The 13,444-nt window shown below is 43.1% G+C and carries 13 protein-coding genes; 9 read left to right on the top strand and 4 right to left on the bottom strand.

Annotated elements, in window-relative coordinates; all coding sequences use genetic code 11:
- Positions 1 to 5 precede the first annotated feature (5 nt).
- Entirely contained in the window at positions 6 to 608 is a 603-nt protein-coding gene (locus QW597_04975) for a hypothetical protein (GenBank protein ID MEM0155936.1), read from the bottom strand.
- 190 nt (positions 609 to 798) lie between these two features.
- On the opposite strand from QW597_04975, the gene QW597_04970 reads away from it, so the two are divergent.
- The gene (locus tag QW597_04970; GenBank protein ID MEM0155935.1) at positions 799 to 1,770 is read left to right on the top strand and encodes a hypothetical protein; all 972 of its coding nucleotides are present in this window, start codon (positions 799 to 801) and stop codon (positions 1,768 to 1,770) included.
- Positions 1,771 to 1,934: 164 nt separating this feature from the next.
- Here QW597_04970 and QW597_04965 read toward each other — a convergent pair whose 3' ends face one another.
- A complete protein-coding gene (locus tag QW597_04965; GenBank protein MEM0155934.1) occupies positions 1,935 to 3,095 on the bottom strand; it encodes a hypothetical protein in 1,161 nt (386 codons plus the stop codon).
- A gap of 141 nt (positions 3,096 to 3,236) precedes the next feature.
- On the opposite strand from QW597_04965, the gene QW597_04960 reads away from it, so the two are divergent.
- From QW597_04960 to QW597_04945, 4 genes are all read left to right on the top strand, one after another.
- Positions 3,237 to 3,725 carry a hypothetical protein gene (locus QW597_04960; GenBank protein MEM0155933.1) on the top strand — a complete coding sequence of 163 codons (489 nt, stop codon included), beginning with the start codon at positions 3,237 to 3,239 and terminating at the stop codon, positions 3,723 to 3,725.
- Positions 3,726 to 3,737: 12 nt separating this feature from the next.
- The gene (locus tag QW597_04955; GenBank protein ID MEM0155932.1) at positions 3,738 to 5,588 is read left to right on the top strand and encodes an APC family permease; all 1,851 of its coding nucleotides are present in this window, start codon (positions 3,738 to 3,740) and stop codon (positions 5,586 to 5,588) included.
- Positions 5,589 to 5,650: 62 nt separating this feature from the next.
- On the top strand, positions 5,651 to 6,208 hold the full coding sequence (locus tag QW597_04950; protein MEM0155931.1) for a hypothetical protein: 558 nt from the start codon (positions 5,651 to 5,653) through the stop codon (positions 6,206 to 6,208).
- A gap of 99 nt (positions 6,209 to 6,307) precedes the next feature.
- On the top strand, positions 6,308 to 6,802 hold the full coding sequence (locus tag QW597_04945) for an archaellin/type IV pilin N-terminal domain-containing protein (protein MEM0155930.1): 495 nt from the start codon (positions 6,308 to 6,310) through the stop codon (positions 6,800 to 6,802).
- Positions 6,803 to 6,824: 22 nt separating this feature from the next.
- On the opposite strand, the gene QW597_04940 is transcribed toward QW597_04945, so the two are convergent.
- Positions 6,825 to 8,894, bottom strand: a complete 2,070-nt coding sequence (locus tag QW597_04940) for a thioredoxin domain-containing protein (GenBank protein ID MEM0155929.1) — start codon at positions 8,892 to 8,894, stop codon at positions 6,825 to 6,827.
- Positions 8,895 to 9,063: 169 nt separating this feature from the next.
- On the opposite strand from QW597_04940, the gene QW597_04935 reads away from it, so the two are divergent.
- Positions 9,064 to 9,630 carry a histidine phosphatase family protein gene (locus QW597_04935; GenBank protein MEM0155928.1) on the top strand — a complete coding sequence of 189 codons (567 nt, stop codon included), beginning with the start codon at positions 9,064 to 9,066 and terminating at the stop codon, positions 9,628 to 9,630.
- Positions 9,631 to 9,760: 130 nt separating this feature from the next.
- On the opposite strand, the gene QW597_04930 is transcribed toward QW597_04935, so the two are convergent.
- Entirely contained in the window at positions 9,761 to 10,228 is a 468-nt protein-coding gene (locus QW597_04930) for a GAF domain-containing protein (protein ID MEM0155927.1), read from the bottom strand.
- Between the two features lie 114 nt (positions 10,229 to 10,342).
- Here QW597_04930 and cysS point away from each other — a divergent pair, with 114 nt between their 5' ends.
- From cysS to QW597_04915, 3 genes are read left to right on the top strand one after another with little or no spacing between them, the layout of a single operon-like run.
- The gene (gene cysS, locus QW597_04925; GenBank protein MEM0155926.1) at positions 10,343 to 11,713 is read left to right on the top strand and encodes a cysteine--tRNA ligase; all 1,371 of its coding nucleotides are present in this window, start codon (positions 10,343 to 10,345) and stop codon (positions 11,711 to 11,713) included.
- A complete protein-coding gene (locus QW597_04920; protein MEM0155925.1) occupies positions 11,710 to 12,249 on the top strand; it encodes an isochorismatase family cysteine hydrolase in 540 nt (179 codons plus the stop codon). Before cysS ends, QW597_04920 begins: the two co-directional genes overlap by 4 nt.
- Positions 12,246 to 13,433, top strand: coding sequence for a nicotinate phosphoribosyltransferase (locus QW597_04915; GenBank protein MEM0155924.1), 1,188 nt, complete (start codon positions 12,246 to 12,248; stop codon positions 13,431 to 13,433). The genes QW597_04920 and QW597_04915 overlap by 4 nt, the downstream gene beginning before the upstream one ends.
- Positions 13,434 to 13,444: the final 11 nt, after the last annotated feature.

The following is a 13,444-nucleotide window of genomic DNA, read 5'->3' as shown; positions in this document are numbered from 1 at the left end:
CAAGATCAGAACATGTATCCGGGTTTTTCTGATCTCATGGCATCGACGAGTTCCCTTGGCATTCCTTTTTCCACAAGATAATCCCAGCCGGAAATAACTGATTTGGATATGGCAGAATTCACAAGGTCATATAACTGCACATATATAGTTCCAGGGGCGTAAATGGTTCCCAGGACCCAGGGAGGAACATCGAAGTAATTTTTGAAATGCCCAGGCACAACAGCTGCAAGGACCTCGTCGAGTATAGTGGATATATTTTCATTGTAATACCATTTTTTTATTGGAGAATTCGTAAAATTACCTTTAGGAATGTAAACTTTCCATTCCAGGTCAAACATCGTTTCTGTTCCAACGAACTCAGAGCTTCCGCCGAAATTATCAAGCGAAGTCTGTGGCGGAAATTCTTCGATTCCAGAGACAGAATTAACGACCTTGAGGTCAAACTTATTATATACACTCATGTATCTGTTTATAAGCCTGTCCAGTTCCTCAACTTCTGCCATTGTAACTTGCGGATCATTCTGCAGTTGTTCAGAAATGAGATGATACTCGTCGAGAGATGCATTGAGTATCAATTTCAGATAATAATTGAACCTGTCACCAGACATAACCCCTCCTGCAGACCTCTGAGTGCCTGAACCATCATAAGCAATATCTCTATTTAATTTTAGCGAATCTGTAGCAGTCGAATAAGATCTGCACATTTTTTGTGAACTGGTTGATATTAAATTCATGTTTATAGAAAGGAAGTTACGATCACCGCTAATTTAAGGACATTAAGTAAGAAGCAATTGATGAATGATGGGATATCAGGCAATTGACTCAAAGATAGAAGAGTACCTCTTGGACACCGTTTCGATACGAGACAAATTTATCGAAACTCAAATGAGCAATAAAGTGGATTCAAATGTGATAACTCCTTGGAGCTTAGCACAGATTTGTGCAAATCTCAATGGTGTTTCAGAAGAAAACTTGCTGGACTTCGTTTCAAGGTATAATGACACACTCATTCTCGATGCAGATGTATATGGCAAAAGGATATTGCTGAAGGCTGGCAAAAATGTCCCTGAGTTACAGCGGGTTGATTTACCCAGACACATCCGTATCATTGATTCTCTCTCGTCCTGCAGAGTATCAGACGCTTTCTCAATTCTTCTTCTCGAAAAGGTAACGGAACTAACTGTGGGCTTGTCAAATTGGGTGAAGAAGGAGGATGCCATATTTGGAATTAAGAATTCCCTTATGATTCCAGACGACTTCATGCCACCGTCGTGGATGTTAATCGTGGAAAATGATGAACCGATAACATCTCTGGATGTGCTGGACGATATAAGCATAATATCTGGCGAAAAGTCGCTATATGTATATTCCTCGATGTTACAGGGAGTACCCGTAAGACCTCTTTTTTTCTATCCGAGAAAATCATCTGGGATTAAAGTGACCCTGGCGGAAGATGACGTGGCGAGTCGTATAACTGAAAGTTTCAGCAAGATGCGGTCATCTGAGAGTTTTGATGTCTTCGCCGCAAGCAGGTCAATAAAGAATGCCATCTTCAATCTACAGGCAAAGAACACGAGGGAACTCAAAAAACCAATGTTTGACACTGGCAAACTTGGCCTGATGATTAGAGACGGCTTGGTGTCAGAAAGGGATGGGAAATTCTTCCTGAATGATTCTATTGATCTTGCTGAACTGGTGAGGATTCAATCAGAATACAAGAGAGAATCTGCAAAACTTGCGCGAACATGGTTAGATTCAACCTTTACCTAGAGTATGGTTTACATTGCCCAGCATACTAATTGTGAAGATGTATTGAGATTATTGCGATGCCAACGCATGATCTTACCATTCGCCTTTGCCATGGTTTCTTAGACAGATCAGGACAGCGGATACAAGGTTTCTCCTAGATGCGTTTTGCTCAATTGCAAACTAACTTATTTCTTCAGGCTGATCTTGTCCAGGGAGTCTTGAATTTCATTTGCAACATCACCGATGCTTTTGATCCTGCTGGCCACATAGTCTCTTGTGATACCAGCCTCCTCTAGACCTTCTGTTGGCTGAAAATCGTTTTTGATTACGGCAGAGAAGAAATCAACATAATCTTGTCCTGAGATTCCAATGACCGCCTGAAGAACTTTTATGTAATCCGTTCCGGCAAGTATGTCATTTCCGGCTACTGAAAGCTTAAGCAGCTTCAATCTGTGCACCTCAAGTGCGTGGATTGCTTCAAAAATTGCCTTCATGGCGCTTTCAAGAGATTCCATATCCAGGTTCTTGTTCAGGGCAGGTTGAGACGTAACGTCGACCTGTTTAGTAGGATCCGTATAGTCCACACTTAAAGTAGATCCTTTGTTATCATTGGAGTAAATAAACTTAAAGTTGGATTTCTTTGAGGTGTCAGAGAAATTACAAATAAGATTGCTTCCGGACAATTCGGCCGATGCCATTGCATATTTGTCCAGTCTTTCATAGTCTATTGCAGGTTCCTTACTTATCCACGTTCCAGCTGTTCCAACAGGGATCTTAAATGATTTAATAAGTGCAGAGAAGAACAATACATCCCTAAAAATTTCTATATTCCTGGCGTTAAGCGAAAAATCGTATTCAATATCGCCATCGCAGAGATATTTTGCCCGAGCTTCATATCCGCCTTCAACCATTTTTAGAATGATCCCTTTCTCATGAACACGAAAATAGCTTCCCGAAACAAATGCTTCCAGAGATTTCAAAGATAGGGTCCTGCTGGACTCGATTTCACCAGTTATCTCGTTTACTTTATTTGAGTATATCTTATTCAATTTTGACTTTACCTGATCCAGCGCTGTTGTTGCGAAGCTGGTTATTGGATCAAGGTTTTCTTTGAGGTTTTCCAGACCCACCTCGTCTATATATTGCTTGATTAGACGGGAGATTGACTGGAGAAGTTCATCTGTTCTAACCAGTCTCGTGGATAATTCCTTCTGAACCTTCTCGGTATCTTCCTTCTTGTCTGAGGATCTTTTGGAATAAATTATGGCATCAAAAAGGTCCGAAAGTATGCCTTTTGTTAAATAAGTATAACGTGACCCTGGTTTATCGACATTATCTGGAACCATGATTCTGTGTATTCATGTGCTGGTATAATAGTTTGGCATATATTAACTGGTTTACTTTTGCCCAAGCCCGAAAAGGTTTTGGAAACTGAAAATCACTCAATAAAACCAACATACAAAGGTTTATAGTTTATCTAAAGTCACATGGATTGGTTAGACGTGCAGAGATCAGATTCCGGAAAAAACGATGACATTTTGGACAGGTTAATTTTGGATATCAAGGCGGTTATGCTGATCGCAAAGACAGATTCCTCATTAAGTGACCTTCTGGAGAGGAAAATTAGTGGTTCTGTGGATAGTGACGTACAGGATTTCAGGAAAATAATCCAGAAGTCAAAGGAAATTAACGTCTTGGGGATAATTTTGATATCAATAGGCGAAATCGCCCTTGCTTCAGTAATGGTTATAACGGGAATCGGGATCATATTTCCTTCCCTGCTTGGTACTCCCTTTTCTCCGACTGGAATTGTTCACTATTTCTCCATGGCGGAAGTGAATCTTTATAATCTCGGTAATTCGGCAGCGCTGGTTCTATTGATAAATTACGTTCTCGCGGTACTGTTGCTCGCATCAGCGTTTTATATCCTTAGGAGGGCCGCAGAGGAATTGAGCGATGCAGGCCTGAAGGTATAGGTGCTCCGTAACATGCTCAGATTAGATATAAACAGGAAAACGCTTGTTCTAAGTTTCAAACTCGCTACGGTATGTATTGGCGTATTAATTCTTATCATGGGTGGATCGTACCTTGTTACTATGATACGGCTTCTTCTCGAGGGTGTTCCATTCAATATGGATCTTGTATTTACGCTCGTTGCCTTTTTTGGCTGTATGATAAGTGGATCTGCCCTGATCATTGCATTACCGGATTCTCTACGAGTTAGATTCCGCAGGCCTGACCTCAAAGGTATTTCAAGGCCTACCTATGGGTTCACAACACTTTTGGCAATCGGTATTGGTTCAACGATTGGGTCTCCGCTTTTTGTAATCATACCTGAGAATATAGTGGAGTACTCTATTCTTTCAGTTGGATCCCTGATAATCGCCGCAGCTCTTTCGTTGTTAATGGCAAAAGTCTACAGAGATATGAATGCTTATGCAAACGAGAAGAGCCTAGATGCCGTAGGCGGCCCTGCCTTTTCCAGGGAAGCCCTCGGGCAGAGAAGCCTCCGTTACTTTATCACGAGATTTTCGATGTGGATAGCAAACACAGCCCTGGCGGCTTTTTCTTCAATTTTCTTTATCCTGTTTGCGTTCAGTGTTGTTCCTTCCCTTCTCTCTGGGCTGGGATTTAGCCCGTTGATCAGTCAGGCAATCGTTTTTATTGTAATTTCAATTTTTGTATTCTGGTTCCTCATTAACGCCTTCTTTGAGAACACGTTTCTTAGGGGGATTGGAAGAGTACAGATCGTAATGGTAATTGTCATGGTTTCCATTCTCGTTATTCAGAGTGCTGCAATTTTCTCGAAGACCTCGTTTAACCTCTCGGGAATCCTACATCTCTCCAGTGGAAGTCCTGTCATTGCACTCATAACGAACACTGGCTATCTCTTCATACTATTTTTCGGCTTCCAGGAAATACAGGTGCTGAATAGGGAAACGGTCGACGAAAGTTCTATACCAATATATACTAAGATCACAGGAAAAAAAGTAACTAGGGTAACCTACATGGGGCTTGCCATGGCTCTCACGGTGATCATCTCAGCTACGGTTGAAATATTCTATGGACTTGCAATTTACAGTCTCCATCCTAACCTCGCTTCCCTTTACGCCTCCAATATTCCTGCACTGTATGTAGCAAGAGAGTATTTCAGTCCTTTGTGGGAGGTGGTAGTAGCCATTTCGTTCATGATAGCAACCATCACCACCTTTGTTCCGGCATTTCTGGCTGCTTCCAGGCACCTGAAAGCACTGTCGGAGGATGGCTATTTTCCTGCATCGTTCGGATCACTTTCATGGGCATTCACCCTGATAGTAATTACAGTGCTTTCTTTTGCGGGAAGTGATTTCCTGGTCAACATTACCGATTTCATGGTTCTCATCAGCCTTGGTCTGATCAACTTCTCCTCCCTGTGGCTAAGACATGTGAGTTTCAGAGCGCTCAAAAGAAAGGATTTTTACCCCATAATTGTAGGCACAATGTGTTTTATAGTAGGAATTTCGGTTTATTTACTTAGCCCATCTGTTGTACTGCTGGGTTTCCTTGCAATCCTCTTAAGCTTTCTGGTGTACGATATTATAAATCTTGGCTCCATTGGACTTCAAATTTTTATTATTATTTTCAATCTTGTATCTTTTTACGTCTTTTCTGTATTCAGGTTCAGTCTGAAAGGCTACGGAATAGACTCCTCTTCATTCATTGGTGAAATTGGAAGAAATGCTCTGATAGTAGCACCCATGGTGTTGCTCATCAGCAGCATCCTCCTCTCCATTAACGTTCTCACAGACGTTTTGGTCCTGAGGAGAACGAGGATAAAAGCGCAATCCTATGAGCAGTGACTGCAAATTCCCGTATTGAAGCAATTCTATTTAAATAGAATACACACTTATCTGTCGTGCATTTGATAGGTTTCACCATCCCTTCGGTAGAATCATTGCTGGGTTCCCTGAATCTTTTGCAGCTTGGCTTCTTAGGCATAATCATTGTTATCCTTCTTCTGTTCTCTGTAAGATTGACACTTGCAATGCACGGCACAAGATATACAACATTTCGCTTAGCTTTCGTGCCGATACTGTATACACTCTTCTCATTGTACCTATTTTACCAGACCGTTGGAACGAATATTTCGATCCTCGGTACCCCCTACGTGCTGAGATCATTTGTTCTACTTATACCGTTGGGGTTAGCTGTGGGCTTCGTTCTTGGTATGGCTGCCGGGAAGAATGTGAAGTTTTACAAAAAAAATGGAGGAGAATATTTCAGGAAATCCCTTGCAGTAAGCCTCTTTTGGACTCTTTCCTTCATCCTGGAGTTTATTTTTGTGATCTATTTTCCGGCAACTAATTTCAATCTCCTCTTTACTGGTATTCTTTCCATAGCAACCGGTATGCTTGATGGCCAGGCTATACGCGCACACTTCATGCATCGGGCAAGAAGCAGAGATATTTCTGGTAATTAATATAATGTTTATAATATATTGTCAGCCATATTAAATAAAAAACGTGGAAAGGTTTTAATATGAAAAAATGGTAATAAGTGAACCGGAGGGGAGATTAGGTTGAAGAAAGTAATGCATAAGGATGATGAAGCAGTATCACCGATCATTGCAACCATACTTCTGATAGCGATTACGGTTGTCCTTGCGGCCACGTTATACTCTGTGATTCAGGGATATACCTCATACCTTGGAGGAACTACGCCTACTGCGAGTATCAAACTAATTCCAACTACCACAAACACAAATGAGAATTACCAGATCTATATAACCGGTGTCAGCCCAAACGGTAATATTTCACTTTCTAACGTTGAGCTAATGATAACCAACAACACCGGCAACATAACTGAAACAACCCTTGGATTCGCAAAATCTACTGGCACTGCGCAAGTCACTGTCTCGTCTTGGATAATTTCAGTGTCTGCTGGCAACTACCTTGGCGAAGATCCTGTCATAGGGCTTCAGAGCAAAGTCGGACCCCAGTCCGTTTCTTATCTTGAACTTATAGATACCCAGACCCACGCGACCATAACGACTTATTCACCATCTACGGTCTAGTCCGTCTCGTGTCCCCTGTCCTTTACGATATGTGTGCCATAAGGTCTTCAGGTGTGTAAACAGGTGGGAGACACGAGAAGTTTCTGCATACAAGTGCAGATGTCTTCTCAGCAGCTTCGGTGGAAATATCAGTGTATTTTCCCAGTAATTCCCTGTTGGAGTCATTTATGACAAGTACAGACAGCAGGGGATTGAATTTTTCTCTTGCCTTGGCGATCATGGACTCTGATACCTGGTCCTTTCCGCTGAAGATTCTAATCTGTATAACGGGGCCGATTGCCAAGTCAACAGCACACATCAGGTAAAGGTGAAAAACGGTGGATCTCGATGCCGTTTCATACTCGGAATTAATGGATTTGAGGGCAACTTCTCTCAGTCTATCGTTCTCGAGTAGTTGGGATAAGCGGAGGAGATTCAGTATCTGAATAGAATTTCCTGCAGGAAGTGCGCCATCATATCCTTCCTTTCGCCTGTTTCCGATCTCATTTCTGTAAATGGCGGTAAAATAAAATCCAAAGTTGGTCTTATCAAGGAACTCTGTGAGGGTTCTGTCATTCAACCTGATGGCTTTCTCCAATAAACTTGAATCATATGTCGCTTCGTATAGATCAAGCAGTGCCTGTACCATATAGGCATAGTCATCAATGAATCCCTCTACAGAAGGAACTCCTTCCGAATAGGTGTGAAATAACCGATCCTGGCCCGCGTCAAGTTTTTCAAGAATGAAATCTGCCGTTTGCAAGGCCAGATCAAGATATTGTTTGTTTCCAGTCGCAGAGTATGCCTTTGCAAGCGCAGTAATTATTATTCCATTTGTTGCGGTTATAATTTTTGTGTCAGTGGCCGGCGGAATTCTCCTCGTCCTTGCTTCGAACAGCTTCTTCCTTGCCGATTCAATCCTGCCTTTAAGTTCGTCTTCGCTGATTCCCTCTTCTTCTGAGATTTCTGCCAGCTCCTTGTCGAGGTAGAGTACGTTTCTTCCAGTATGCCTGCCGGTTGCCTCGTCGTGAAAGTTTCCTTCCGAGTTAGCGTTGAATAGCCTAGCATAATACCTTCCATCCTCGTCGCCGAGGAATTTTAATATCTCCCCCAAGGTCCATGTGTAATATTTCCCCTCCACACCTTCACTATCGGCGTCAATTGCGGAATAGAATCCTCCGCTTTTTGAGTGAAGATCCCTCAGAAGAAAGTCATGAATTCTGGAAATAAGATCGCTGTAAAAGCTGTCATGAGTAACACGATACAGTTCAGCAAGCACGGTCATTATCATTCCCTGATCATAAAGCATTTTTTCAAAGTGAGGCAGGAACCAACCAGCGTCTGTTGAATATCTGTGGAAGCCATCGCCAATTTGGTCGTAGATGCCGCCTAGACTCATTTTCCTCATGGTCATTTCGACCATTTCCAGTGCTTTTCTTTCTCCTGTTCTCAGGAAATAGCGTATGAGGAAAAGCATATAATGAGGCGTGGGGAATTTTGGGGCTATTCCAAATCCACCATTCTCGACATCGTAATTATCCTTCAGTTCATTGAATGATTCATTGAGAAACCGCTCGTCAACAAGATTTCCCGGGGCCGAGGCTGGCTGCTTCTCCAGTCTTGAGACTATTTCTTCCCCCTTCTCCACCAGTTCTTTCCTGTTGTTTTTCCACAATTCCCCAATGGCGTTTGAGAGATCAATTATGCCCATGCGGTCTCCTCTAGAATTTCTAGGGATATACGTCATCGCAAAGAGCGGCTTGCGGTCAGGTGTGACAATGACATTCAGGGGCCATCCACCGCTTCCGGTGAGCATCTGGCTTGCGGTCATGTAAAAGTTATCTATATCGGGTCTCTCCTCACGGTCCACCTTGATGCAAACAAAGTTCCTGTTCATGGCTTCCGCTACATCTTCGTCCTCAAAGGATTCCCTTTCCATGACGTGGCACCAGTGGCAGGTAGAATAACCAATACTGAGAAATACTGGCTTATCTTCGTTTTGTGCTCTCTTGAATGCTTCCCCTGACCATGGATACCAGTCTACCGGATTATGCGCGTGCTGGAGAAGATATGGACTCCTTTCATGTATGAGCCTGTTTTCGTGCTTGTTCATCTGTCTGGCCACATTGCACAATCAATATTTAAAAGTAACATGCCCCCCGGGCTACTTTCACCTTATAATTCTGGCTGCTATGAATTTACCTGTCTGCGCTAATACGTGAAATCAGGGGTTCCCTCGATTTCAGGTATAATTAATAATGACGAGAGGTATTACAAATTTGATGAAAGAAGCTTTCCTTATAAGACATGGTGAAAGCGAAGCCAATGTCAAGGGTATAGTTTCGGAAGATATTGATCACTACCACCTTACAGAAAATGGCAGAGAGCAGGCAGAACGTTCTGCAAAAATGTTGAAGGGATGTCACATTGACCGGATTTACTCCAGCCCTATTCTGAGGGCACGGGAAACTGCGGAGATCGTTTCAGACGTATTAGGTGTTCAGGTGGAGATCGAGGACGACATACGTGAAAGTGGGCTCGGGAATATGAACGGAAAACCCTTTCATAGCTTACCATTTGGTGGGAGGGAGGAATTTGGAATGGAGCCATGGCCATCTCTGGTGAAGAGGATGGAGAGAGCCTTGCAGAAACACGAAGGTAAGAATATTTATATCAGCCATGCTCTTCCTATCAGGGCGGTAATTGCCAATTACTTGGGGCTCTCTGAACTTGACAGTTATGGTATTGAGATAAGATTCGCCTCTATTTCGGTCGTTGACCTTTCAGAAAGCAGAGTATTAAGCATTGGCTCTCTGAAACCAAGTGAGGCAGTAAGGAAATCATTTTAATTGTGTTGTTTTGACGGGCACTCCGTTATTGCACTACACATTGCAATATATTGAAGCCCACCCCGGACCCAAGTCCATGGAGGATTCTGGACAAAGACGGTATCTCCACGTGGAATACGATTTTGCCAGATCAGGAAAGAGATATGGATCTGACGACATTTGATATCTCGCTTGCTATTTCAGAAATGAAGCTTTCATCTTCTTTTGTAAATGCTCCCCTCGTGTCTGAATCTATATCGATCTCTCCCACCGCGATCCCGTCGTATCGCACCGGAACAACAAGCTCAGAGTTTGTATTAACGAAGCATGCGAGGTATTCGGAGTTCGCTTTAACGTCAGGTTCGTTAACTATGGCGTTCAGCACTATCGCTTGGCTGCAAAGCCCATCACCCAGAGATATCCTCTCATGTTCTGTTTTCTCCCCTGAATAACTGTGGAGAACAAGGGTATCTCCTTTAAGTACGTAAACACCGACCCAGTCATATTTATTATTGAATGTTCTCAGGGTTTTACAGAGTTCCCGCATGTAATTCTTCCCGCTTTTTGCAACCCCTTCTCGAATTTTTTCAATGAACTTGGACCTGTCTACCCGATTCACGAACAATAATTTTATATCCGTATTAATAACTATTGCTTATTTCCCTTAAAAGCAGTCAGGGCACGAGTTTTCTGTTAACTTTTAATACACTCAGAGAATACGGCACTTAATCTTATGTATATAAAGGACACCATGAAGGGAAAAACCCTCTTCAAGGAGATCCATCCCGGAAGAGTAAACATGTTTGTATGTGGTCCAACAGTGTACGACATACCACATATTGGCAACGCAAGAGTTTACGTATTCTTCGATATGGTGGCTAAGTACCTTAGGATTAAGGGGCTTTCTGTATTCTACCTTCAAAATATAACAGATATAGACGACAAGATACTGAAGAAGGCCGTCGAGAATGGGGAAAATTACCAGAATGTCGCTGAAAGATACTACTCCGTCTATATGGATATTGTGAGAAAACTAGGTATTGACAGCGTCAACTTATATGCAAGAGCAACTCTGTACATGGAGGAAATAATCAACCAGATTGAAAGGCTTATTGGGAAAGGATATGTATACGAAACGGAAGATGGGCTTTACTTCCGCATACGAAATTTTCCGGATTATGGGAAGTTATCTGGCCAGAAAATAGAACAGGTTGAACCCGGTTCGAGAGTAGAGGTAAACGAAAACAAGGAGGACCCCGGCGATTTTGTTGTTTGGAAAAAGCAGAAACCCGGTGAACCTTCCTGGGACTCCCCTTGGGGGCAAGGAAGACCCGGCTGGCATATTGAGGATACTGCGATCACTGAGTGCTATTTTGGCCCAGAATACGACATTCACGGCGGGGGCTCTGATCTGATCTTTCCACATCATGAGGGGGAGATAGCGCAGATGAGGGGAATCAGCGGCCTCCCGATCCTTGTAAACTACTGGATGCACCTTGGTATGCTTAACGTAAATGGCGACAAGATGTCAAAATCACTGAAGAATTTCATAACGATAGACGAGGTTATGAAACTGTACAGCAAGGAGCAGATCAGGTTTTTTCTGCTTAACGCGAGCTACAGGAACACAATGATATACTCGGATTCCGCAATGAAGGAAAGTTCTGAAGCACTGAAGAAAATCCAGAATGCGTTTGACAGGCTGAAAGGTCTGTATGGAAATACAGGTTCAGGGAAGCCTGAAAACAGCTCGATAAAGAAGAACCTGATGCGGTACCTTGAGAATGATTTTGATACAAGAGGCTTTTTTGCTGAGATACTGACCATGGTTTCAGAAATAAATAGAAGATTTGACTCCATTAACGAAAGGGAAGGGGTGGAGTATCTGGAAATATTCAGATGGCTCAATTCCTTCATGGGTGTTCTAAATGAAGAGTCTAGTTGCAGTATTCCGTCCAAGTTGATAGACGACCTTGTTGATCTGAGGGGTGACCTTCGTGCTGAGAAGATGTTCGCCATTTCAGACAAAGTTCGCGACATACTTGCGGAGAACGGGATAATGGTTGAAGACGGTGAAAAAGGAACTGGCTGGAGAAAAGCATGATCAACAATAGTGCGATTGTTGTTGTGGACCTTGTCAATGATTTTGTAAACGGCGTTTTTGGCAGTGAAGAGGCAAAGAAAACTGCGCTACGCACTAGGGGCTTTCTCGATAAGCTCCGAGGGAAATACCAGGTAATTTTCACCATGGACAGCCATCTGGAAAATGATCCTGAATTCAGGGTGTGGAAGCAACACTGTGTTGCTGGCACAGAAGGAAGTCACTTGGTGAGTGAACTGGAATCATTTCCAGGGTATAGGATTAAAAAGCGCCACTTCGACTCCTTCTTCGATTCAGATCTGGACGGGATACTGAGGGCGAATTCCATATCAGGTATTTTTGTTTCCGGCATATCCACTGACATCTGTGTTTTGCACACGGTATCTGGCGCCTTTTTCAGAAATTATGATATCACTGTAATATCTGATTTATGCTCTTCCATTGATCTGAAAAATCATGAAAAGGCACTAGAGGACATGCACAGGAATTATGGTGCAAGGATAATGAATTCAAAAAAGACGCTGGAGGAATTATTGTGAGAGAAAGAAAATTCAATGTTGCAACTGACAGGGAAATAAGAGAATGCCAGGCTTCAGATGTTTACTTCGAGAGGTCACTAAAATCCCTGGAGATCATGAGCAGAGAGAATGATGTAGTGGCAGAAGTTACTGTATCCGGTCCACTTGATACCTGGGTCAATTTTTCTGGACTGGACGAGGTCATTTCCCTCCTCAGGGGAAGGAAAATTAATCTTTATGCAATCCCGGAAGGTACCATCATTAATCCTAGGGATTCTCGGGGGCTCCCTGTCCCGTTCGCCTGGATTGAGGGAGACTATTCGCTTTTCGGCAGATGTGAGACGCCGATCCTTGGTTTTCTCTGCCAGTCTTCCGGCATTTCCACTAAATCAAGCAAGATAAGGATCGCTGCTGGTGACTCGAAGTTCTATTCCTTTGGAATCAGGAGGATGCATCCAGCTCTCTCCCCAATGATTGACAGGGCAGCTTATATTGGCGGAGCTGACGGAGTTTCAGGAATTCTTGGTGCTCAAATAATAGGGGAAAAGCCGATTGGAACAATGCCCCATGCCCTGTCTCTCCTTGTTGGAGATAACCGCGCCTGGGAAAGTGTGATTGAAAACTCCGCTCCCGGATCAAGAACTGTATTGATAGACACTTTCAGCGACGAGAAGTTTGCAGCTCTCAAAGCAGCGGAAAGTTTTCCGGACATAGATTATATAAGGCTGGATACCCCATCTTCAAGGCGGGGAAATTTTTCAGCAATTGTCAGGGAGGTCAGATGGGAACTTGACCTGAGAGGCTACAACAGGGTGAAGATCATGGTATCCGGTGGTCTTGACGAAGAGAGCGTTAGGGAGCTAAAAAAAGCTGGAGCAGATGCTTTTGGAGTTGGAACGAGCATATCCGCGGCAAAACCCTTTGACTTCGCAATGGACCTCGTGGAAATAAACGGAAAGGCAGGAACGAAGAAGGGAAAACTTTCCGGCAGGAAGAACGTACTGAGGTGTGACAGGTGCAACACTATTAGGGTATTTCCATTTGGAAATGAGATAACTGAATGCAGCTGCGGTGGAAAAATGGAGCCCTTGCTAAAAAAATTCCTGAGCGACGGTGAACTCACTGAAGAATATGATACTGCAAAGAAAATAAGGGAACGTACTCTTAGAGAACTCACAAGGATTGGTTCATCAGGCGGCAATTGATTTTTCCTGCG

Source organism: Thermoplasmataceae archaeon (assembly GCA_038729425.1).
Lineage (GTDB): Archaea > Thermoplasmatota > Thermoplasmata > Thermoplasmatales > Thermoplasmataceae > B-DKE.
Note: the sequence above shows the minus strand (reverse complement) of the source record. Positions and strands in the feature narration are given on the sequence as shown.

Excerpts from the sequence above, each read along its gene's own strand:
- QW597_04940 (MEM0155929.1), bottom strand. The coding sequence starts at position 8,894 with ATGAACAAGCACGAAAACAGGCTCATACATGAAAGGAGTCCATATCTT.
- QW597_04960 (MEM0155933.1), top strand. The coding sequence starts at position 3,237 with ATGGATTGGTTAGACGTGCAGAGATCAGATTCCGGAAAAAACGATGAC.
- QW597_04970 (MEM0155935.1), top strand. The coding sequence starts at position 799 with ATGATGGGATATCAGGCAATTGACTCAAAGATAGAAGAGTACCTCTTG.
- QW597_04920 (MEM0155925.1), top strand. The coding sequence starts at position 11,710 with ATGATCAACAATAGTGCGATTGTTGTTGTGGACCTTGTCAATGATTTT.
- QW597_04955 (MEM0155932.1), top strand. The coding sequence starts at position 3,738 with ATGCTCAGATTAGATATAAACAGGAAAACGCTTGTTCTAAGTTTCAAA.
- cysS (MEM0155926.1), top strand. The coding sequence starts at position 10,343 with ATGTATATAAAGGACACCATGAAGGGAAAAACCCTCTTCAAGGAGATC.
- QW597_04965 (MEM0155934.1), bottom strand. The coding sequence starts at position 3,095 with ATGGTTCCAGATAATGTCGATAAACCAGGGTCACGTTATACTTATTTA.
- QW597_04935 (MEM0155928.1), top strand. The coding sequence starts at position 9,064 with ATGAAAGAAGCTTTCCTTATAAGACATGGTGAAAGCGAAGCCAATGTC.
- QW597_04975 (MEM0155936.1), bottom strand. The coding sequence starts at position 608 with ATGTCTGGTGACAGGTTCAATTATTATCTGAAATTGATACTCAATGCA.